At 53.8% G+C, this 21594-nt stretch carries 17 protein-coding genes; 2 read left to right on the forward strand and 15 right to left on the reverse strand.

What is annotated here, in order from left to right:
• Positions 1-38 precede the first annotated feature (38 nt).
• Positions 39-1139, forward strand: a complete 1101-nt coding sequence (locus JL661_RS11290; RefSeq protein WP_062772477.1) for a M4 family metallopeptidase — start codon at positions 39-41, stop codon at positions 1137-1139.
• Between the two features lie 48 nt (positions 1140-1187).
• Here the strand turns inward: JL661_RS11290 and der are convergent, their stop codons facing one another.
• The 8 genes from der to rlmN all read right to left on the reverse strand — a co-directional run bounded on the left by der (position 1188) and on the right by rlmN (position 10002).
• The gene (der, locus tag JL661_RS11295; protein ID WP_024473928.1) at positions 1188-2693 is read right to left on the reverse strand and encodes a ribosome biogenesis GTPase Der; all 1506 of its coding nucleotides are present in this window, start codon (positions 2691-2693) and stop codon (positions 1188-1190) included.
• Between the two features lie 148 nt (positions 2694-2841).
• Positions 2842-4014 (reverse strand): outer membrane protein assembly factor BamB, encoded by a 1173-nt coding sequence (gene bamB / locus JL661_RS11300; protein ID WP_062772474.1) that lies wholly within the window; start codon positions 4012-4014, stop codon positions 2842-2844.
• A 14-nt stretch (positions 4015-4028) separates the two neighbouring features.
• On the reverse strand, positions 4029-4646 hold the full coding sequence (locus JL661_RS11305; protein WP_062772471.1) for a YfgM family protein: 618 nt from the start codon (positions 4644-4646) through the stop codon (positions 4029-4031).
• 10 nt (positions 4647-4656) lie between these two features.
• Positions 4657-5937 carry a histidine--tRNA ligase gene (hisS, locus tag JL661_RS11310; protein WP_032098568.1) on the reverse strand — a complete coding sequence of 427 codons (1281 nt, stop codon included), beginning with the start codon at positions 5935-5937 and terminating at the stop codon, positions 4657-4659.
• A 148-nt stretch (positions 5938-6085) separates the two neighbouring features.
• Positions 6086-7210 carry a flavodoxin-dependent (E)-4-hydroxy-3-methylbut-2-enyl-diphosphate synthase gene (gene ispG, locus JL661_RS11315; protein ID WP_004236917.1) on the reverse strand — a complete coding sequence of 375 codons (1125 nt, stop codon included), beginning with the start codon at positions 7208-7210 and terminating at the stop codon, positions 6086-6088.
• A 79-nt stretch (positions 7211-7289) separates the two neighbouring features.
• A complete protein-coding gene (gene rodZ, locus JL661_RS11320) occupies positions 7290-8348 on the reverse strand; it encodes a cytoskeleton protein RodZ (RefSeq protein ID WP_052049112.1) in 1059 nt (352 codons plus the stop codon).
• 53 nt (positions 8349-8401) lie between these two features.
• Positions 8402-8752: a tetratricopeptide repeat protein gene (locus JL661_RS11325; protein WP_004241978.1), complete on the reverse strand. Its 351-nt coding sequence runs from the start codon at positions 8750-8752 to the stop codon at positions 8402-8404.
• Positions 8753-8823: 71 nt separating this feature from the next.
• On the reverse strand, positions 8824-10002 hold the full coding sequence (gene rlmN / locus JL661_RS11330; RefSeq protein WP_004241977.1) for a dual-specificity RNA methyltransferase RlmN: 1179 nt from the start codon (positions 10000-10002) through the stop codon (positions 8824-8826).
• Between the two features lie 297 nt (positions 10003-10299).
• Here rlmN and JL661_RS11335 point away from each other — a divergent pair, with 297 nt between their 5' ends.
• A complete protein-coding gene (locus tag JL661_RS11335; RefSeq protein WP_004241975.1) occupies positions 10300-10743 on the forward strand; it encodes a universal stress protein in 444 nt (147 codons plus the stop codon).
• 86 nt (positions 10744-10829) lie between these two features.
• Here JL661_RS11335 and ndk read toward each other — a convergent pair whose 3' ends face one another.
• From ndk to fdx, 7 genes are all read right to left on the reverse strand, one after another.
• The gene (gene ndk, locus JL661_RS11340) at positions 10830-11255 is read right to left on the reverse strand and encodes a nucleoside-diphosphate kinase (RefSeq protein ID WP_004236924.1); all 426 of its coding nucleotides are present in this window, start codon (positions 11253-11255) and stop codon (positions 10830-10832) included.
• Between the two features lie 212 nt (positions 11256-11467).
• Positions 11468-13777 carry a peptidoglycan glycosyltransferase PbpC gene (gene pbpC / locus JL661_RS11345; protein ID WP_004236925.1) on the reverse strand — a complete coding sequence of 770 codons (2310 nt, stop codon included), beginning with the start codon at positions 13775-13777 and terminating at the stop codon, positions 11468-11470.
• A gap of 116 nt (positions 13778-13893) precedes the next feature.
• Positions 13894-18918, reverse strand: coding sequence for an alpha-2-macroglobulin family protein (locus JL661_RS11350; protein ID WP_062772468.1), 5025 nt, complete (start codon positions 18916-18918; stop codon positions 13894-13896).
• A 141-nt stretch (positions 18919-19059) separates the two neighbouring features.
• Positions 19060-19482, reverse strand: a complete 423-nt coding sequence (locus JL661_RS11355) for an enhanced serine sensitivity protein SseB C-terminal domain-containing protein (protein ID WP_032098565.1) — start codon at positions 19480-19482, stop codon at positions 19060-19062.
• A gap of 102 nt (positions 19483-19584) precedes the next feature.
• Positions 19585-20880 (reverse strand): aminopeptidase PepB, encoded by a 1296-nt coding sequence (gene pepB, locus JL661_RS11360; RefSeq protein ID WP_015422612.1) that lies wholly within the window; start codon positions 20878-20880, stop codon positions 19585-19587.
• Positions 20881-21037: 157 nt separating this feature from the next.
• On the reverse strand, positions 21038-21238 hold the full coding sequence (gene iscX / locus JL661_RS11365) for a Fe-S cluster assembly protein IscX (RefSeq protein WP_004236931.1): 201 nt from the start codon (positions 21236-21238) through the stop codon (positions 21038-21040).
• A 14-nt stretch (positions 21239-21252) separates the two neighbouring features.
• Entirely contained in the window at positions 21253-21588 is a 336-nt protein-coding gene (gene fdx / locus JL661_RS11370; RefSeq protein ID WP_004236932.1) for an ISC system 2Fe-2S type ferredoxin, read from the reverse strand.
• Positions 21589-21594 lie beyond the last annotated feature (6 nt).

The raw sequence follows: 21594 nt of genomic DNA on the forward strand, positions 1-21594 counted from the left end.
CCGTAAAGATGGTCATTCCAACCACAGGAGAACCGCCTATGTCAGCACATGCCCCGCGCTATTCATTTTTACCGCCCTGGATCCTGAAAAAACGCCTGCTTCATGAAGGGGATCACGAAGAGACACAGTTATGTTATCAGCATATGCAGCGGTTGCTCGGTTACCGACGCCTGCCGGAAACAGAAATGATGCCTCTCAGTTATGCTGCTCTGCCGGAATCCGGATGTACTTCGCAGGCACACCGCCGGGTGATGCATCTGAAAAACCTGACCACCGTTCCGGACCTGTATTACCGCGAAGACCGGAAAGCAGAAAACCCACAGCCACATATGCCTGTGCGGCAGGATACAGATACCGATAATATGTTTGAGTATCTTGATATCATTTACGGTTTTTTTGATGATGTCTTTGATTACAAATCCTTTAATGACAACAATGCCACTATCTCCGCCATGACACATTACGGACGCGGCTACTGCAATGCCTTCTGGAACGGCGCACATCTGGTGTTTGGTGCCGGGGATGCCGGAATGAGCGTCACTCCCCTGTTTCTGAGTTTTGCCCAGCTGGATATCGCCACACACGAATTTTCCCACGCTGTGATTGATCACCTTTCCCCGCTGACTTACAGCCATCAGTCCGGTGCTCTGAATGAATCGGTCTGTGATGTGTTTACCGTCATGCTGGGTCATTACCACCGCCGTCACGCCAGCCATCAGGGGGACTGGCATATCGGCAGAACATTGTTTAATAAACAAAGCGGAATTAAAGCACTGCGCTCCCTTTCGTCACCGGGAAATGCCTATAATCACCCGGTGATCGGCAAAGATAAACAGGTAGCACATATGAGAGATTATATTGAGCTGCCGGATGACCCGGAGAATGATAACGGCGGCGTTCATTGTTACTCCGGCATCCCGAACCATGCATTTTACCACTTCGCCTCCGCCCTCGGCGGGTACAGCTGGGAAGTGGCCGGACAGATCTGGTTCGACACGCTGCGCAGAGGCAACCTGCCGCCTGAGTGTGATTTTCTGACCTTTGCCCGCGAAACAATGGACATCGCCGGTGATAATTATGATAAGGACGTGACGGCTGTGCTGATGAGTGCCTGGAAAGCTGTCGGGCTGGAGCCGTAAAATGCCGGAAAATAAAAAACCCGCATTAAAAAATGCGGGTTTTCCTGATTAACGGCCTTTTTTGATATGAGACATCAGGCGTTTACGTTTCCGCAGCTGGGTCGCTGTCAGCACGTTTTTCTTATCCGCAAACGGGTTTTCACCCTCTTTAAACTGGATGCGGATAGGCGTTCCCATCACTTTCAGTGACTGACGGAAATAGTTCATCAGGTAACGTTTATAGCCATCCGGTAAATCTGACACCTGGTTACCGTGGATAACAATAATCGGCGGGTTATAACCCCCTGCATGCGCATATTTCAGTTTGACGCGGCGGCCGCGAACCAGCGGCGGCTGGTGATCTTCCGCTGCCATTTTCATGATGCGGGTCACCAATGCGGTACTGACACGGCGGGTCGCGCAGTCATACGCTTCCTGTACTGAGTCAAACAGGTTACCGACACCGCTGCCGTGCAGCGCGGAGATAAAGTGGATACGGGCAAAATCAACGAAGCCGAGACGCAGTTCCAGCATATCTTTGACGTGTTCGCGATCGTCTGCGGTCATGCCGTCCCATTTGTTGATGGCGATAACCAGAGAACGGCCGGCATTGAGGATAAAGCCCAGCAGTGACAGATCCTGGTCTGAAATCCCTTCGCGGGCATCAATCACCAGCAGCACCACGTTCGCATCCTCAATCGCCTGCAGTGTCTTGATAACGGAGAATTTTTCAACCGTTTCAGTCACTTTACCGCGTTTACGCACACCGGCAGTATCGATAATAATATACTCGCGCCCGTCGCGTTCCATCGGGATATAGATACTGTCACGGGTGGTACCCGGCATATCGTAAACCACCACACGCTCTTCACCGAGGATACGGTTGGTCAGCGTGGATTTTCCGACATTCGGACGCCCGACAATCGCCATTTTAATCGGCTGATCAATCGGGTTGAAATCATCTTCCTCTTCACCGTCTTCCGTTTCTGCTGCCTGTGCCAGGGCTTCCTGCTCTGCCCAGTAAGCGGCGTTAGCCTCTTCTTCGGTTAACTCGCGCTCATCATCCTCACTTTCCGGCTCGCCGTAGAACGGCACCAGTGCACGGGTGATCAGCTGACTGACACCACGTCCGTGTGAGGCGGCGATAGGCACCACTTCGCCCAGACCCAGGCTGTAGAATTCACCCAGCGCCTGATCCTGATCGATGCCGTCGATTTTGTTCGCCACCACAAAGGTGGTTTTGTTATCGCGGCTGCGCAGATGTTTGGCAATACCGCTGTCCGCCGGCATCAGGCCGGAACGGGCATCCACCATAAACAGCACAATATCGGCTTCTTCAATCGCCAGCAGTGATTGCGCGGCCATGTGGGTTTCAACACCCTCTTCCGTGCCGTCAATACCGCCGGTATCGATAATAATAAATTCCTGTCCCTCAACCTCTGCACGACCGTACTTACGATCCCGCGTCAGGCCGGGGAAATCAGCAACCAACGCATCGCGCGTACGCGTTAAGCGGTTGAATAATGTGGACTTCCCGACATTGGGACGCCCGACCAGAGCAACGACAGGTATCATGCTTTTACTGCCTCATAACACTGAAAAAATCCCCTGCACCATACAGGAGATTAAAGACGAAACGGCTCCTGTCATTCAGGAGCCGTCAATGAAACCACTCCGCAGTCAGTTACCCTGCCGGAGTGATGCCGGAAACAGCGGTTTACTGTCAGCGGCGGAGCAGGTACAGGCGTCCGTCACGGGCCTGCACCATCAGTTTATCACCGGCAATCGACGGACGGCTGAGAATACCGGAACTGTTCAGTTTATTCTGCGCCACGAACTGTCCGTTGGAGGTATCCAGCCAGTGGAGATAACCTTCACCGTCACCCACGACCAGATAGCCGTTAAAGATTTCCGGTGCGGAGAGATTACGGTGCAGTAATTTATCCTGTGACCACATGGTGACGCCATCCGCTGCGCGCAGACCATAGACGTTATCATCCTGGTCAACAACATAGAGGGATTCGCCATCCAGCACCAGTTCGTTGACTGAACCGAAATCGCGTTTCCACAGAATCTGACCGCTGCGCATATCCATCGCCACCAGATTGCCGTTATACGCGATAGCGTAAACACGACCGTCAGCAACAACCGGGGTCATATCCACGTCATTCAGACGGCTGATTTCGGTGGTACCGGTTGTCTGGGAAATACGCTGCTGCCAGATAATCTGACCCTGGCCGAGCATAACCGCACTGACACGACCGTTGTCACCACCGACAAATGCCGCACCCATGGCCACAGCCGGGGCTGATTCACCACGGACAGACAGGCTTGGGGTATCCAGGTTCAGGCTCCAGCGCTGTTCGCCGGACACGGTATCAAATGCCTGTAACAGGCCGTTACCGGTATGCACCAGCACCAGGCCGTCACTGACTTCCGGACGGGACAATACTTCACCACCGGCGTTGGCGGTCCATGCGATTTCACCGTCGTTCGCGTTCAGGGCGATCAATGTACCGCGCTCTGTACCCACATAAACGTGTTCACCGGAAACGGTCAGACCGCCGGATAACATCGCCGGGATATCCGCGGATAAGAAACCGGTTTTTTCCGCCAGATTCACTGACCAGATTTCAACACCGGAATCGGTATCCAGGGCTTTGACCAGGCCATTGCGGTCAGCCGCATAGACACTGGATCCTTCCCATGCCGGGGAAAGGTGAGAATAGTATTTACCGACACCGTCACCGACGGATTTATCCCACACGGTTTCCGGGGTGAACTGACTTGTCACTTCCGGCAGTGGTGACATCACGATAGTATCCTGTTCACTTGAACAGCCGGCCAGCAGCACAGAGGCGACTAATCCTACCAGCAGTGTTTTACGCAGTTGCATTATCGAGAGTCCCCTCACCCGGCTAAGTTATCGAGTTTGAATGTCATAACGGATTTGATAGTCCCGGCACCTTCACTCTGAATACCGGTGGTGTAGGCTTCCTGCGCGCCTTTCACATCCCCTTTCTGTAACAGGGCGTCACCGCGGATATCCTGTGCGTAAGCCGCCCAGCCTTTCCCTTTCACTGCCGCAACGGTCGCCAGCGCGGCATCCGGTTTTTTCTGACTCAGCTGTACACGGGCCAGACGTGCATTAATCAGATCTTTTAAATCTTCATTATCGGTTTTTGTCAGCGCCTGGCTCAGGGCATTTTCTGCCGCCGGGAGGTCGTTGCTGTCAACCGCTTTCATCGCCAGATCAAGACCGGCGATAGCACCGTAGTTGTTATTGGCTTCTTTCGCAAAAGCCTGCAGACGGGCGGTCTGCTCCGCCGGGGTGCCTTTTGCTGTGATCGCCGTTTCATAGGCAATCGCCGCATCCTGTAATTTGCTGACCTGGTGAGACTGATAGTAGTTCCAGCCGGCAATACCGCCGATACCGATGATCAAACCTGCCGCGATTGCTTTGCCGTTTTCGACAAAGAAATTCTTCAGCGCTGATACCTGTTCATTTTCTGTGGTATAGACTTCCACACGTCTCTCCTTAACCTAAAAGTTCGCTCAGACGAGCGGAAAGCCCGCTCTGTGCCAGCGTCTGCTGCTCACCGGTGGCCAGTTCTTTGACAGTGACTGTCCCGTTGGCAATTTCATCCTCACCTAAAATCAGGGCGATGCGCGCACCGTTTTTATCCGCACGGCTCAGCTGGCGTTTAAAGTTGCCGCCGCCGTAGTTGGTCATGATACGCACACCCGGCAGGCTGTCGCGGATCTGTTCCGCCAGCATCATTGCCGCAACCTGGCTGCCTTCACCGAAGGAGGCCAGATAAATATCGGTCACTGCAGTTTCGCTCACAAAGTCCGGATTGACGGACTGAACCAGCAGTACCATACGCTCCAGACCCATGGCAAAACCCACCGCCGGGGTATTATGACCGCCGAGCTGTTCAACCAGCCCGTCATAACGGCCGCCCGCGCAGACAGTTCCCTGCGAACCCAGTGCGGTGGTCACCCACTCAAACACGGTGCGGTTATAGTAATCCAGACCACGGACCAGACGCTGATTGATGCGGTACTGAATACCGGCAGCATCCAGGATGGCACACAGGCCGTCAAAGTGGGCTTTTGATTCTTCATCAAGATAATCAAACAGTGCCGGTGCATCGTTCAGGAGTTCCTGAACAACTTTGTCTTTGGAATCCAGCACACGCAGCGGGTTGGTGTACATCCGGCGTTTGCAGTCTTCATCCAGTTTGTCTTTGTGCTGTTCCAGGAAGGCAACCAGTGCTTCACGGTAGTTTGCACGCGCCTGTAACGAACCGATTGAGTTCAGTTCCAGGGTAACATGCTCCGCAATGCCCAGCTCACGCCACCAGCGGGCGGTCATCATAATCAGCTCAGCATCGATATCCGGACCGCTCAGGCCGAAAACTTCCGCACCCAGCTGATGGAACTGACGATAGCGGCCTTTCTGCGGACGCTCGTGGCGGAACATCGGTCCGATATACCAGAGGCGCTGTTCCTGATTGTACAGCAGGCCTTTCTCGATCCCGGCACGAACACAGCCCGCTGTTCCTTCCGGCCGCAGTGTTAAGCTCACATTTTCTTCGCGGTCCTGAAAAGAGTACATTTCCTTTTCAACAACATCAGTCACTTCACCGATGGCGCGCTGAAACAGGGGGGTATGCTCGACAATCGGCGTACGGATTTCACTGATCCCGTAGCTTGTCAGAATGCGTTTAAGCGTGTTTTCAATACGCTGCCATACCGCAGTATCAGCAGGCAGATAATCATTCATACCACGAACAGATTGGATTTTTGTCGCCACGTTAATTCTCTTAACTCAATGAAATATGTTTCCGATTATAAAAGCGACCCTGTGCGGGTGCAATATCGGGAGGCGGATATATCGTCTTAAAACAGCATATCTGCCAAAACAGACAAAACCGGCTCATCAATAATGAGCCGGTCCGCGATTATTCTTTCTCAACCAGACTGATATCAATCCGGTTATTCTGATCCAGCATGGCCGCTTTGGCACGGATTTTCGCTTCCAGCTGATCAATCATATCGGTGTTATCCAGGCGCTCTTTCTGACGGACACCATCTTCATAGAACCCGCTGCGGGTTTTCGCACCGGTCACACCCAGTGTGGAGACTTCCGCCTCGCCCGGACCGTTAACCACACAGCCGATAATCGACACATCCATCGGAGTGATGATATCTTCCAGCCGTTGTTCCAGGGCATTCACGGTGCCAATCACGTCGAACTCCTGACGGGAGCAGGTCGGACAGGCGATAAAGTTAATGCCGCGCGAACGGATACGCAGGGATTTCAGGATATCAAACCCGACCTTCACTTCTTCCACCGGATCCGCTGCCAGCGAGATACGCAGCGTATCACCGATACCTTCCGACAGCAGCATACCTAACCCGATAGCGGATTTCACAGAACCGGCACGTGCGCCGCCCGCTTCGGTAATACCCAGGTGCAGCGGCTGATCAATTTTCTGTGCCAGCAGACGGTAAGCACCGACTGCCAGGAACACATCTGACGCTTTTACACTGACTTTAAACTGGTCAAAATTCAGGCGATCAAGAATGTCCACATGACGCATGGCAGATTCCACCAGCGCTTCCGGTGTCGGTTCGCCGTATTTTTCCTGGATATCTTTTTCCAGTGAACCGCCGTTAACCCCGATACGGATAGGGATATTATAATAACGGGCGCAATCCACAACCTGACGGATACGCTCCTCGCTGCCGATATTACCCGGGTTGATACGCAGACAATCCACGCCGTATTCCGCCACTTTCAGCGCAATGCGGTAGTCAAAGTGAATATCCGCCACCAGCGGTACAGAGACCTGCTGTTTAATCAGTTTAAATGCTTCCGCCGCATCCATGGTCGGTACTGACACGCGGACAATATCCACGCCGACGCGTTCCAGGGATTTAATTTGTCTGACGGTCGCCTCAACATCCGTTGTCCGGGTGTTTGTCATTGATTGTACGGCGATTGGTGCACCATCACCGACCGGCACATTTCCCACGTAAATTCGGGTGGATTTGCGTCTTTTTATCGGGGATTCATTATGCATAAGTCTTTCTCCGGAACATCCTTGTGTCCTTAATCATTGCTGTGTTTATTGTGTAGTAAAGATTTAATTTATAAACCAATTATTCACCGGCTTTCGGCACACTCAGATTTGCCACCCGGTTTGCCTTAACAAAATGACTCAGGTCAACACTCTGACCTTTGAACTGCACATCCACGGCAGCCGGTGCGCCGATTTTCAGACGGTAAGGTTCTGCGCCCGCAAATTCCAGGGTATCCCCTTTCTGTTTGGTGCCGCTGAAAATTTTTGTACCTTTGTTATCTGTCACTTCCAGCCAGCAGGTGTTTTTAAAGGTCAGAACCAGACCATCCTGTGTCTGTGTGGTGGTCGGCAGCGTGCCGCCTTCACTGTCCACGGCGCGGTTAACAACCGCCGGTACACGGTCACTGCCCGGCAGCGGCACAATCTTGCTGCTGTCAATTTCCTGATCCTGCGGGGTGGCTGCCGATAATTCCAGTGCAGCGGTATTGGTATTACCGGCCGGAGCGGTGTCCGGCGTTCCGGCAGGGGTATTCAGTGTCTGTGGTGCGGTGCTGTCTGCCGGATCGGTACCCGGAACATCTGCCGGAGCATTCACGGTGACATCATTCTGTTGTGCCAGTGAAGCAATATCAGCCTGTTGTGCCTGATACTGCTGCCACCACCACACGCCAACCAGCGCCAGAACCACCAGCAGTACCAGCCAGGTGAACTTCATCAGCCAGCCTTCGCGTTTTTTACGCTGGCGGCCGATAGTCACACTTTTCATCGGCTGGACTTTGGTCATCTGAGCGGGGGCGATTTTATCAAGATAAGGCATGATCGCAGATTCAGGGATCTGCAACAGCTTGGCATACGTACGGACATAACCGCGGATAAAGGTCGGGTTGCCTTCTTTCAGTGCATCTTCTTCGATTTCACGCACTGTAGTCAGTTTAAGACAAAGTCTGTCGGCGACTGTTTCCCGTGATAACTGAAGTTGTTCCCGACGTTGTGTTAAGAATTGGCCAAGAGTGAGTTGGAGATTATCTTGAGATTGAGAGTTATTCATGAGTTTCAGGACACAAACAGTTCTGGTTACGAGAAAGCGCGGAGATCTGCCCTTCCGCGCACCGAAGTTCCGTATTCCGGCATACTGCATGCCACCCGTAATGATAAAAATAATCCTGAAAACAACATCACTTTTATATTGTTTTACAGACTGTTATCCGGCGGACACTCATAAGCCAAAATGTACTGTACCACACTATCACTGCCTGACGGGGAATTCACGGCTAAATTCAGGTATTTTTCCGCAATTTCAGGCTGCTGATCGCATTTTGCACTCAGCGCCGCGCCTGTCAGCGCACCGGTATGCTGCGGCTGTGCTTTCAGTACCCGGTCAAAATGATACCGTGCAGCATCATACCGGCCGGCCTGAAGATAAGCCTCACCCAGTGCAAGACGGGTACCGGTCGCAGCCGGTACGGTCTGTGTCACGGGTGCTGTCCGGCATCCTGCCAGCAGCATTACTGCAATTAATCCCGGGGAATACGTCCTTATCATACTGCCTCCTTGTCTGTAAGGCAGGTATATTAACGTAAACAGTCACCGGGGAGTGTTACTTAATATTACTGTCAGACTGCTTTGACAGAGATTGGTTCACCGGCCATGCGTTTTTTCAGTGTCCGTTTGGTCCGGTCGATAACATCACCGGCCAGCTGTCCGCAGGCAGCGTCAATATCATCACCGCGTGTTTTGCGGACAATGGTGGTGAATCCGTATTCCATCAGTACCTTGGCAAAACGGTCAATCCGGCTGTTTGAGCTGCGCCCGTAAGGGGCGCCCGGGAACGGGTTCCACGGGATCAGGTTGATTTTGCTCGGCGTGTCTTTCAGACAGGCCGCCAGCTGATGCGCCTGATCAGTGCTGTCATTGATATGATCCAGCATGACATATTCCACAGTCACACGGCCGCCGTTCGCATTGGATTTTCCGAGATAACGGCGCACAGATGCCAGGAATGTCTCAATGTTATATTTTTTGTTGATCGGCACGATTTCATCACGCACATCATCCGTCGGTGCGTGCAGGGAAATAGCGAGCGCCACATCAATCATATCGCCGAGTTTATCCAGCGCCGGAACCACACCGGAGGTGGAAATCGTCACGCGGCGTTTGGAGAGCCCGAAACCAAAGTCATCCAGCATGATTTCCATCGCCGGGACAACATGGGTCAGGTTCAGCAGCGGTTCACCCATCCCCATCATCACCACGTTGGTGATAGGACGGCGGCCGCTGGATTTCAGGGAGCCGATGATTTTCGCGGCACGCCAGACCTGGCCGATAATTTCAGAGACGCGCAGGTTGCGGTTAAAACCCTGCTGCGCGGTTGAGCAGAATTTGCATTCCAGCGCACAACCGACCTGGGAAGAGACACACAGAGTAGCGCGGTCATCTTCCGGGATATAGACGGTTTCCACTTCCTGGTCGCCGACACGGATAGCCCACTTAATGGTGCCGTCCGCAGAGCGCTGTTCTTCTGACACTTCCGGGGCCCGGATTTCCGCCACCGCTTTCAGTTTGGTGCGCAGCACTTTGTTGATATCGGTCATCAGATCGAAATCATCATAGCAATAGTGATAAATCCACTTCATCACCTGATCAGCACGGAAAGGTTTCTCACCCATATCGGCGAAAAACTGGCGCATTTCTTTGCGGGTCAGGTCGAGTAAATTAATTTTTCCGTTGATTTTTTCAGGAGCAATCGGTGCGGAGCCTGTTACACAGGCGTCTTGAGTGGTCAGTTCTGACATTGTTAACATTGCCTCGTTATTACACTTTCGGCGGTGACACGCGGCGCGCATCACAGATACAGGAATAAGGATAGCCGCTGAAACGGACTGCGTCACGGATACGGCGGAAATATAAAAGCCCCGTATCATAACGGGGCGCGGCATTGTACAAACATTAATGGTGATATGGCAAATTAAAACACGTAAATGTAAATCGATTTATTGGATAATAGTACTTGTTTAAATCATTTTTTCAGATATTAATAATATTAACACTCATCTTTTACAGGTCATTTAATCTGAAATAAAGGAGTTGTTATGCATAAAATTATACTGGTTCCGATCGATCTGAATGCCGGTGCGTTATCTCAGAACGTCATTACTGAGATTAACGACTATGCCAAAGATAAAAATGTGAAATTTCATTTCGTTACGGTAATTCTTCCGTCTGAACAGCTTTTTGACTATGGTCTGACATTCCCTGTGATGACCGAAAATGCCAAGTCAGAAGACCAGCGCATCAAAGCTCTGCTTGAAAAACTGGATGCCGCCACCGAAAAATTTGCTGTACAGAAAGAACAGATTTCCACCGGTGTACTTATCGGAAGTGCGGCAGAGGCCATTCTTGATAATGCAGAAAGAATTAAAGCCGACCTGATTGTTATCGGTTCCAAAAACCCGACCATGAAAAGCCGTTTCCTGGGCTCCACCGCGTCCGCACTGATCCACTACGCCAATATCTCAGTCCTTGTTGTCCGGTAAAAAAGCAAAAGCCCGGATTACCGGGCTTTTGAGACTGAATTCACTGATAAAGCAGGATAACACAGGTTTTTTCCTGCTTTGTGTTATCAGCGCGGGCAGATCTCATCTTCAGTGAAGAAATAGGCAATTTCACGGGCAGCGGATTCTTCCGCATCAGAGCCGTGTACGGCGTTTTCAGTGAAACTGTCGGCGTAATCTGCGCGGAGTGTACCGGCCAGGGCGTTATCCGGATTGGTGGCGCCCATCAGATCACGGTGACGCTGCACGGCATTTTCCCCTTCCAGTACCTGTACCATAATCGGGCCGGATGTCATAAATTCCACCAGACCATCAAAGAACGGGCGGCCTTTGTGCTCAGCGTAGAATCCTTCCGCCTGTTCGCGGGTCAGGTGCAGCATTTTGGCGGCGATAATACGGAAACCGGCGCTTTCAAAACGGTGATAAATGGCCCCGATAGCATTTTTCTTTACGGCGTTTGGCTTAATGATAGAAAATGTGCGTTGTACAGACATGAATTGACCTCATTGTGCGCATGTGCGCTGTTGTCATTGTTATTTGCGGCTGACGGCAGACCGGTCCACACCTTGTGGTAAGGCAGTGATTATACGGGCTCACCTCTGTTTTTCCTACAGTTACGCAACATTTTTGCAAAGTATTCCGCATAACAGATCACAGATTTTCCGTCTGTATCACACTTTTTCCGCTGCGGTTCCCGCCGTTTCTGCTATTTCAGGGTAAAACTGACTGAACTGACCTGGCCGCTGAGATCCAGCACCGTCAGCTGATAACGCCCCGGGGTGTCCAGCGTCAGCAACAGCGGCTCACCGGACTCAGTACTGCCCGCCTGGTCGCCGTTAAGAAACCACCACTGAGTGCCCTCTCCGCCCTGCGTCACCACCCGCAGATCGAGGGTTTTCGCCAGCGGCAGACGGCGCAGCACATCCCCTTCGCGGATCCCGGAAATCAGCAGCGGAGCCGCTTCCACCCGCAACGGCGGACAGGTTTTACTCACCGGCGGCAGACGGTGGCTGCGGCGTTCACCCGGCGGCAGCCAGCTCTCCAGCGCAATCGGCCACAGCGCCACGGTTTTCTCCTGTGCATCCGGACAATCCGGCGACACCCGTTCCCCCTGTCCGTTAACCCAGATCACCGCATTGGTGCCGGACAGGCTTTCCTGCCCTGCGGACGGCAGTGTCGGCGGCACAGTATTGTCCAGCACCAGCGCTATCCGCTGCTGACGGCAGTTCGGATCCTGTTTGTCCGCCGCCAGCCCTGACGGCCAGCAAATCATCTTACTGCTGACACTGATGGGTTTCGGATCCGGCAATTTTTTGCCGCCGCGTGCCCGAAGATAACTATCCACCTGATACAGGATCGGGATCGCGGTTGCAAACCCGGCCTGGCCGGCCACCGGCGTACCGTCCGGACGGCCGACCCACACCCCGATGGTGTAGCGGTTATTCACCCCCAGTGCCCAGGCATCACGGTAGCCGTAACTGGTGCCGGTTTTCCACGCCAGCGGCACATCCTGCGCCAGCCGGTCATCTGCCAGCGGCCGTGTCTCTCCGGCCATCACCCGGCGCGTGATCCACGCCGCGCCCGGGGAGATCAGCTGCCGCTCTGCCAGCGGATCTTCCGGACGAAAACGCACCGGTGCCACTTTACCCTGACGGGCAAACGCGCTGTAGGCCGCAATCAGCTGATCCATCCGCGCCCCTGTCCCGCCCAGAATCAGCGACAGGTTCGGGTCACTGCCGAGCGGAAAACGCAGTTCCAGACCGACATTGCGCAGTTTGGCACTGAACCGCTTCGGGCCATAAACATCCAGCAACTGAACCACCGGCAGATTCAGAGAACGGCGCAGTGCCTCACTGACACTCACCGGCCCACTGAATCCGGTATCAAAGTTACCCGGCCGGTAATCATTAAAGCGGCGCGGCACATCCTGTAACAGGGATTCGCTGTGGATCAACCCCTCATCCATCGCCAGGGCATATAAAAACGGTTTCAGTGTGGAGCCCGGTGAACGCCAGGCGCTGTTCACATCCACATGCCCGAAACGGGTATCATCGGAGAAATCGATAGAGCCGACATAGCCCTTCACACTCATATCGCGGTTATCCACCACCATAATGCCGAGCGAGGTTTTTTCCGGCAGCTGATATTTGCGGTTGCGGGCCATCTCCTCCAGCTGGCGCTGAATGGCAGGATTGATGGTGGTGCGGATCACCGGGTCTTTCACCCCCTGCGCCACACGCCGTGCCAGCAGCGGCGCGGAATGCGGCACCTGGCGCGGTGCCAGCCAGATACTCTCCTGTTTTAAATCATTCACTTTTGACTGCGGCCACACCTCAAATTCGGCCAGCCGGTCAAGCACCTTATTACGGGCCGCTTCAGCGCGCTGCGGATAACGATCCGGCCGCAGACGGCTTGGTGCCTGCGGCAGGACCGCCAGCAGTGCCGCTTCCCCGGCGGTCAGTTCCGATGGCGGCTTGCCGAGATACATCCAGCTCGCCGCACCAATACCCTCTACCGTGCCGCCGTATGGCGCGCGGTTAAGATACATCTCCAGAATCTCATCTTTGGAATAGTGCCATTCCAGCTGAATGGTGCGGAAAACCTGTTTCAGTTTGCCGGTCAGCGTGCGGTCATGGGGATCGAGCAGACGGGCGACCTGCATGGAGAGCGTGCTGCCGCCGGAGACAATACGTCCGGAAGTCAGATCCTGCAGTGCCGCGCGGCCGATAGCCACCGGATTGATGCCCGGGTGCTGATAGAAATAGCGATCTTCATATGTCAGAAGCGCTTCAATAAATTCCGGTGATACATCCTTCAGTGTGACCGGGTAGCGCCACACACCATTACTGTCAGCAAAACGCCACAGCGGTGACCCGTCCTCAGCCGTAACCGTGCGCGCCATCACCACCTCATCCAGCGGCAAAGGCCAGATTTTATCGGCCAGCCAGAGCAGCGGCGGTGTCAGAACAATTGTTATCAGGCCGGTCAGCGCGAGACGTTTAAACCACACTTTCATGTATCAAACCGCATTATCAGAATTCTTAAGATAAAAATGCCCTTATAACAGACTATAAGGGCATAAAACATATTTTGCTGCCGCAGCCCGGAGGCTGCGGACAACAAACAGTACTGTTAACGAACTACTTCCAGTGTCGCCGGTGTCACACCGGTGGCACGCCAGGACGGAATATACATCGATTCCACCTGTGGTGCAGGAACACTGTATTTACCCGGAGTGACCGCGCGGGCCAGATAGACCAGCGTCACCGGACGGTACTCTTCCACCGCCACCTGGGAGACAAAGCGATCATCACGGTACTCGGTATGACGGATATTGGCCTGCTGCATGTCCTGGATAGCTTCAGCCAGGTTCGGCGCACTGTCCGCCAGACTTGCACTGGCTGCCGCCAGGTTCTGGTTTTCCAGCTCCAGACCGGCCGGTAACAGATCCACCACCAGCGCATCCGGCACGTTGCGGTCAGCCTGAATATCCAGACGGACTGCCACCAGGTCACCACTGCTCAGACGGTCAATACTGATCGGATTACCGTTCAGATCCATATACGTCCGCTTGATCTTCAGCACTTCAGATGACGGGTGCGGTGCCTGTAACGGATAGCCGGTGATATTCACACGACCGAACAGCTCCGCATCCCCGCGGTTCGCGACACTGATGCCGTTGTTCAGCTGTGCCGCGGTGAGGGTTTCACGCAGTGCGCTGTCACGGCTGACCGCCGGGGCCTGTCCGTTGATCAGGGCAGACCACGGTTTTTCGCTCTGATTAATGTACTGACGGCCTGCCAGATACAGGGCGTTGCTCTCCTGAGTGGAGAAGTAACGGTTATTCTGTATCTCCGCAGAGAGTGCCTGCAACTTGCCGTAACGCTGATCCGCATTGGAATCCGCCTCACTCAGCAGCGCAATAATCATCGCATCATCACGGATGGTGCTGCCGTAATCGCCGGTGTAGACGCTGTCACGGTTCTTCATCACACCCAGACGGATGGCTTCGTTACCGCGATCCGCATCCCCCATTTTCTTCAGGGCGATACCCAACTGTACCAGTGCCAGTCCGCTTGCGGCATCATCACGGCGCTGATAGACCTGACGCAGTGCACCGAGCGGTGCTTTCTGCTGCTGTGCCAGCACATAACCGGCATACGCCTGTACCGCAAAGCGCATCTGATCGCTGTTACCGTAATAGTTGCTGCTGATCACCGAGCGATCCTGCAGATAACGCAGCAGGCGGTTATTGGCGTTACTCAGGGCATCCGCCGGGACATCAAACCCGCGCTGTCCGGCACGGAACAGAAAATCTGTCGCGTATGCGGTCAGCCACGGCTCTTCCGCGCCGCTGTTATCCCACAGGGAGAAACTGCCGTCACTGCGCTGCATGCCGAGCAGATGCGGGATACCGGTCATCACCGCCTGACGGCGTCCGGCGTCCGTCTGGGTTTTGATGCCCAGTTTTTTCAGCTCAGCCTCAGAGGAGTACAGAGACGGATACAGCCCGCTCACTGTCTGCTCCAGACAGCCGTACGGATAGGCATAGAGTTCACGGATGTAACGCGAGATATCCAGCGGCGGACGGCTGGTCAGCGTCATTTCACCGGACACAGTACTGGCGTCCAGATAACCGATCTGATCTGCCGGTAACGCCCATTCCCCGCCATTGCCGAGTGACATGGAGTAAGAAACAGTTTCAGCCGGGTATGCCGGACGCACGCCGATTTTCCAGCTGTTTTTATAGGTGTTGCTGCTTTCATCAGGCAGTTTCAGCCCTTTGACCGTCATAAACACCTCGCCCTGACCAAAGCCGTTGGCAGCTTCAACCGGGACATTCACGGAGGTGCGCTGGCCTTTCGCCAGGGTGACTTCTTTCTCTGCCGCCCCTTTGAGATGCACCATGCCGTCCGCACTGAAATTCACGGTCAGATTCTGTGTTTCATCGGTCAGGTTGGTCAGATCCAGCGTCAGCTGTGAACGGTCACCGCCGGCCATAAAGCGCGGCAGTGCCATCTGACTGATCACCGGTGCGGCAACAATCACTTTATTCTGCGCATGGCCGAAATCTTCGTCCGTCCAGGCCTGAGCCATCAGGCGCAGCTCGCCGTTGAAATCCGGAATCGGCAGAGTAACCGTACCTTCACCCTGCGCATTCAGTTCCACCGGTGCCGCCTGCTGCGCGATAATCTGCACTTCAGTCAGCGGTTTCAGGCCGCCGCGATCGAGATCATCGCCGCCGTCACCACCAAACCGCAGTGTGCCGAGACGACCACTGCCCTCAATCAGCTGGCCATAGACATCATACTGGTCCACGCTGTAGCGTTTGCGGCCGAAGAAGGCGTCATACGGATCCGGCGTTTTATAGTCGGTGATATTGAGCACACCGGTGTCCACAGCGGAAATCAGCACATTCACTTTTTCCGGTGCCGCTTTGCCGTCCTGTGCTTTCGCTTTGATTTTAACGGTCAGATCCTGATTCGGACGGATGCGGGCCGGCGTATCCAGTGTCACATCAATCTTACGGGCCGGATCGGCCATCGGGATATGCAGAATGCCGACCGCGCGTTTGACGGTCGCCTGACGGGAGCTGTCCCCCGGACGGACAACCACCGCAGTCGCGTACAGGTCGTGGCGTGTCCACTCTTTGTTCAGCGGGACTTCCACATCGGTGCCGCCTTCAGGAACATCGACTTCCTGCCACCACAGCGGGCCGTCACTGGATTCCAGAAGCACATAGCCTTTACCGGCCTGCGGTGCAGTCACATTCAGTTTAACTTTATCACCGGCGTGATAATTTGGTTTATCCAGTTTCAGTTTCACCTGATCCGGGCGAACCGCACCGGTACCGCCGGTGTTATCCTGCCAGGAGTACCCAGCCCAGAAACGCACGCTGCTGGTCAGCCCGGTGGACGGATCCACCACTTCCAGACGGTATGCCCCCCAGGAGACCGGGACGGTCACTTTTGCGGTACCGTCTTTGGCGATACTGATTTTGTCATCAGACATCACGAGGTCTTTCTGATCATAACCGGATGACCAGCCTTCGGAGTCGGACCAGCGCCAGTAATAGTCGCGGCGCTCATAAATCAGACGCGCATTCAGATCATCCGCTTTTAACTTATTACCCTGACGGTCGGTATAGACAATTTCGAATTCAGCCAGTGAATCTTCATCCATGCTGTACTGCGACACATATTTGTCAGTGCGGTAGTCGTAAACCTCTTTTTTGGCGAAGACCGGACGAATACCGGCCATTTTCGCGGCTGGCCATACCGCGACATCCGCACGGCGGGTCACCGGACGGCCGCCGGTTTCCATCAGGCTTGCCTGGAGGATTAATTTAAACGGCGATTTCACCTCTTTCCAGTAATCATTACTGATGGTGAATGCGAGTTCACCGCTGTCATCCATGGTTTCGTCGAACTCATCCAGGGTGCGGGTCAGGCTCTCTTCCTGAATATCACCGAATTCAAAGCCCGGCAATTTGGCGGATGCCTCACGATCCGGACGCATAAACAGCTGCCCGGTCAGCTGATTACCGGCAGCAGGCGCTCCATAGAGATAATGGCCTTCAATTTCAAAATCAGCAGATTGCTGTGTGGTGATCGGCTGTTTGTCGGTTTTGATTTCCATCGCCATGCGCTCAGGCATGAAATCTTCCACATTGACGCTGTAGAAGCGCGGCGTGTTATCCCCGAGATCAAAACGCAGCGTCAGCTTACCGGTTTCAATATTTTCCGGAATCGCATACTGGTACTGATAAAGGCCGTTTTCCGGCTGCCAGACGAAGGTGGAGGCCACCTGACCGTCGTTTTTCAGCACATCCACTTTGACCGGCTGATCTTTGACCGGATGGCCGTCACCGTCACGCAGCAGACCGTTAATTACCAGAGTTTCCCCCGGACGGTACAGATCACGCGGACCAAAAACGAAGAATTGTTTTGCATAGCCCTGCGGACCGGCGATATCAAACTCTGCCAGGTCAAGCGCCGGGTTTTTCAGGTCGATCATACTGGTCTGGCCGTTGTTAATCGCCAGTAACAGCGCGGCATCCGCCCCGCGATCCAGTTTTGCATGACCGCTGCTGTCGGTTTCTGCTTTGCCCAGAAGCTGACCTTTGCTGTCGAGCAGACGGATTTCCACGCCTTTCAGTGCACTGCCTTTCGCCAGCGACTGAGTAAATACATCCAGCTCATTAAGATAGCTGTGCATGGAAACGCCGATATCACTCAGGGTAAAGAGTGTGGCCGGCATGGTGTAGCTGTAACGCCCGGCCTGCTGCATCACCGCCAGATACACGCCCTCTTCCTGTAACGGCTTGATATCCTTCAGCGGGATCTGCATATTTTCACGGGTGTTTTTCTGCGGATTGAGATCAAAACGCCCGGTATAGACCAGATCGGTATTATTCAGCAGGTCATCAGAATTCCAGTACTGGAGATTGTTGCCGTACTGCCAGCTGGCGAGGAAAGACGCCAGGGAATCCGGTTTGATGCGGTAAAAATTGACATCAATACTGTCCACGTTCAGCGCGAATACCGGCAGTCCCTGCAGGACATCAGCCGGGAACAGCGAGCCGCGGCTGGCAAAACCGACACTCGGTACCACATCCGCAGTGGTCAGTTTTAAGTCATAACCATTAACCAGTGTGCGCTCATTGATACCGCGCACGCCGCGATCGATACTCAGCTGCAATTCCCGTGACGGCGGCAGATGGCGCATGCGCAGTTCCATCAGGTTATCCGACAGCTCCCAGGCACCTTCCAGCTTGCCGTTTTTCACGTCCACCAGACGGGCAAACTGACTGAAATCCTGGTTCGGATCCAGCGGAACAGAGAAGGTCACCACCATCGCATTTGCGCCGTCGAGCTGGATCTCAGAGGCGTCGATGATAGTCACATCTTTCCCGGCGTAGCGCTTACTCAGCTCTGCCAGTGATGCGGCATCCTGTGTTTTTTTCGCAGACGGAGAGGAAGCAGATGAAGAAGACGAGTTTTCTTTATTATTATTGGCCGGCGCGCTGTCATTGCTGCCCGCCGCCGTGGTTTTACTGCCGGTGTCATCACAACCCGTGAGCGCCAGCGCTGATGCAAGAAGCACTGCAATGCAGCGTTTTTTGCCGGGACCCTGTCCTGCAATCGGAGAACGCATAATCAATCCTTTCTGGTGAGCCCGGAAAACGGGCACTTGTTCGGTATTATTTCACGAAGTGTAAACAAAGCCTAAACAAGCGTATAGTGCATTATTCTGAATATATGCACTACACATATTCACCATCCGGATAAATTATTGTTACGCTTCTGTTACCGGAATGGCGTTACGCAGCCAGCCACCGAGACGGCGCTGATAGAATGCCTGAGTGTGCTGTGTCAGGAAGTGCGTCAGCCCGTCATTTTCATCCGGATTTAACAGACAAAAATCAATATGCTCCCCGTCAGCAAGGTGCTCCATCGCAGCCTCAGCCGCCTGACGGATCACGGTATCCGCTTCCTGCTCTTCACTCAGCTCCAGCACAATCAGCAGCACCGGTTCATCCGGGACAGTATTGTTTTTTTCGGCAGCCATTACCCAAAATGCACGGCGCACCGGTTTGTGCTGTTTAAACACGCCGGTCAGCGCATCAAGCACCGCGTCCGGTTTGTTTTCCGGTACGCTGAGCAGCAGTGCGCTGCCCTGTTCAATCATCACTTCCTGTACCGGGAGTATATCCGCCATTACAGAACTCCTTATTTCAGCATCTGTCTTCGTAAATATCACAGAAAAACGGCCACATGTTATGTGACCGTTTTACAGCAGAATCAGCAGGGCAATACCCGGTTACTGTCCGGCTTTTTTCAGCAGCAGTGCCGCCACAGTGCGCACACCGTACCCGGTTGCACCCGCAGACCATAAGTCTGACGGCGCTTTGCGGTAAGTGGCTGAGCAGTCAATGTGCAGCCAGTTTTTACGGTAATCTTCCACAAAATGAGACAGGAATGCCGCAGCGGTACTTGCCCCGGCAGTATTCGGTGCCCCGGTGTTGCTCAGATCCGCAAAGGAGGACGGCATCTGACGGCGGTGGAATTCTGCCAGCGGCAGGCGCCAGAACATCTCTTTTTCCTGATCAGCGGCTGACATCAGTTCATTGTACAGCGCATCATCGAAGCTCATCACAGAGTGATAGTCGTTACCGACGGCAGTTTTCGCCGCCCCGGTCAGGGTCGCTGCATCAATGATAAACCCCGCGTTATCTTTGTCCGCTTCAATCAGACCATCCGCCAGTACCAGACGCCCTTCCGCATCAGTATTCATGATTTCAACGGATTTACCGTTGCTGTAACGGATAATATCACCCAGTTTGAAGGCATTACCGCTCACCAGGTTATCCGCGATGCACAGGTACAGTTTGACACGCTTTTGCAGGCCGCGGCTGATAGCCATTGCCAGTGCGCCGGTCAGGGTGGCTGCGCCGCCCATATCGGATTTCATGGAGTCCATGGAGGAAGTTGGTTTCAGGCTGTAGCCGCCGGAGTCAAAGGTGATCCCTTTACCGACCAGGCTGGCGAACACCGGCGCATTTTCCTGTTTGCCCGGATTGTAATCCAGCGCCAGCAGTACCGGCGGACGTACAGAACCACGGCCAACCGTATGGATCCCCATATAGCCCTGCTCGCGTAAATCTTCCCCTTTGATGATACGGTAACCGACTGAATTGCAGGAAACACCGCACAGCAGATCAACCGCACGCTGCGCCAGTTGTTCCGGGCTCAGCTCTTCCGCCGGGGTATTGATAACGTCGCGTACCCAGTCGATGATACGGATACGGTGTTCCAGTTCGGTTTTATCCGCTTCCGGTAATTCCGGCCATTCAATCGAGCGTGCGCCTTTCGGACCACGGAAGCCCTGCCAGAATGCCCAGCTGGTTTCCAGATCCCAGTTACTGCCGCTCAGTACCACATTACGGATACCCTGACCGTCGATTTTGCGGCCCGCGCTCTGCACGGCGCACAGCATCCCTTTACGGCTTAAATGAACGGTCATTCCTTTGTCAGTCGCACTGACCAGGGCTTTCTCTCCCCACGCCGGAGAAGCAGGTTCATACGATAAGGTTACAGGCATGATGAGTTGCGTCATTTCGTTCTCTCTTTTGACTTTTAGACTGCCGTAACAGTCAGATTTTATTTGAGGAATGCACGGCGTGCCGGTCTGCACAGGAGGCGGTAACAGCATACGCGCATCAGAGACCGCACGCTAACACAATTGTGCGGCCTGATGCGCGTAACAAAAGACATCATTCAAATTCGTCGAGCCAGACTAACAAAATTGCTTCTAACACTTTTTCGTTAGATTTTTCCGGTGCATCGTCAAATTCTTCCAGTTCGCAGATCCACTGGTGCATATCGGTGAAACGCACGGTTTTCGGATCTGTATCCGGGTACAGATCATACAGAGCTTCACCGATTTCACGGCTGTCCTGCCATTTCAGTCCCATTTCAAGCTCCTTTATCAGTGCTCACGCGCGTGGTTGATGGTGTATTTCGGAATCTCCACCACCAGATCTTCATCCGCGACTTTCGCCTGGCAGCTCAGACGGCTTTCCGGCTCGAGTCCCCAGGCTTTGTCCAGCATGTCATCTTCCAGCTCACTGCTCTCGCCGAGGGAGTCAAACCCTTCGCGGACGATACAGTGACAGGTTGTGCAGGCACATGATTTCTCACAGGCATGTTCAATTTCGATACCGTTACGCAGGGCAACATCCAGAATTGACTCACCTTCATTTGCGTCGTATACCGCACCTTCAGGGCATAATGACTCATGCGGTAAAAAAACAATCTTAGGCATAATCTT

The organism is Morganella morganii, assembly GCF_019243775.1.
GTDB lineage: Bacteria > Pseudomonadota > Gammaproteobacteria > Enterobacterales > Enterobacteriaceae > Morganella > Morganella morganii.

Bases quoted from the DNA above. Each gene is read 5' to 3' on its own strand.
- JL661_RS11325 (WP_004241978.1), bottom strand. From the start codon at position 8,752: ATGATAAGGACGTATTCCCCGGGATTAATTGCAGTAATGCTGCTGGCA.
- JL661_RS11290 (WP_062772477.1), top strand. From the start codon at position 39: ATGTCAGCACATGCCCCGCGCTATTCATTTTTACCGCCCTGGATCCTG.
- pbpC (WP_004236925.1), bottom strand. From the start codon at position 13,777: ATGAAAGTGTGGTTTAAACGTCTCGCGCTGACCGGCCTGATAACAATT.
- iscX (WP_004236931.1), bottom strand. From the start codon at position 21,238: ATGGGACTGAAATGGCAGGACAGCCGTGAAATCGGTGAAGCTCTGTAT.
- JL661_RS11335 (WP_004241975.1), top strand. From the start codon at position 10,300: ATGCATAAAATTATACTGGTTCCGATCGATCTGAATGCCGGTGCGTTA.
- rodZ (WP_052049112.1), bottom strand. From the start codon at position 8,348: ATGCAGTATGCCGGAATACGGAACTTCGGTGCGCGGAAGGGCAGATCT.
- fdx (WP_004236932.1), bottom strand. From the start codon at position 21,588: ATGCCTAAGATTGTTTTTTTACCGCATGAGTCATTATGCCCTGAAGGT.
- ndk (WP_004236924.1), bottom strand. From the start codon at position 11,255: ATGTCTGTACAACGCACATTTTCTATCATTAAGCCAAACGCCGTAAAG.
- bamB (WP_062772474.1), bottom strand. From the start codon at position 4,014: ATGCAACTGCGTAAAACACTGCTGGTAGGATTAGTCGCCTCTGTGCTG.
- JL661_RS11350 (WP_062772468.1), bottom strand. From the start codon at position 18,918: ATGCGTTCTCCGATTGCAGGACAGGGTCCCGGCAAAAAACGCTGCATT.
- rlmN (WP_004241977.1), bottom strand. From the start codon at position 10,002: ATGTCAGAACTGACCACTCAAGACGCCTGTGTAACAGGCTCCGCACCG.
- ispG (WP_004236917.1), bottom strand. From the start codon at position 7,210: ATGCATAATGAATCCCCGATAAAAAGACGCAAATCCACCCGAATTTAC.
- der (WP_024473928.1), bottom strand. From the start codon at position 2,693: ATGATACCTGTCGTTGCTCTGGTCGGGCGTCCCAATGTCGGGAAGTCC.
- pepB (WP_015422612.1), bottom strand. From the start codon at position 20,880: ATGACGCAACTCATCATGCCTGTAACCTTATCGTATGAACCTGCTTCT.
- JL661_RS11355 (WP_032098565.1), bottom strand. From the start codon at position 19,482: ATGGCGGATATACTCCCGGTACAGGAAGTGATGATTGAACAGGGCAGC.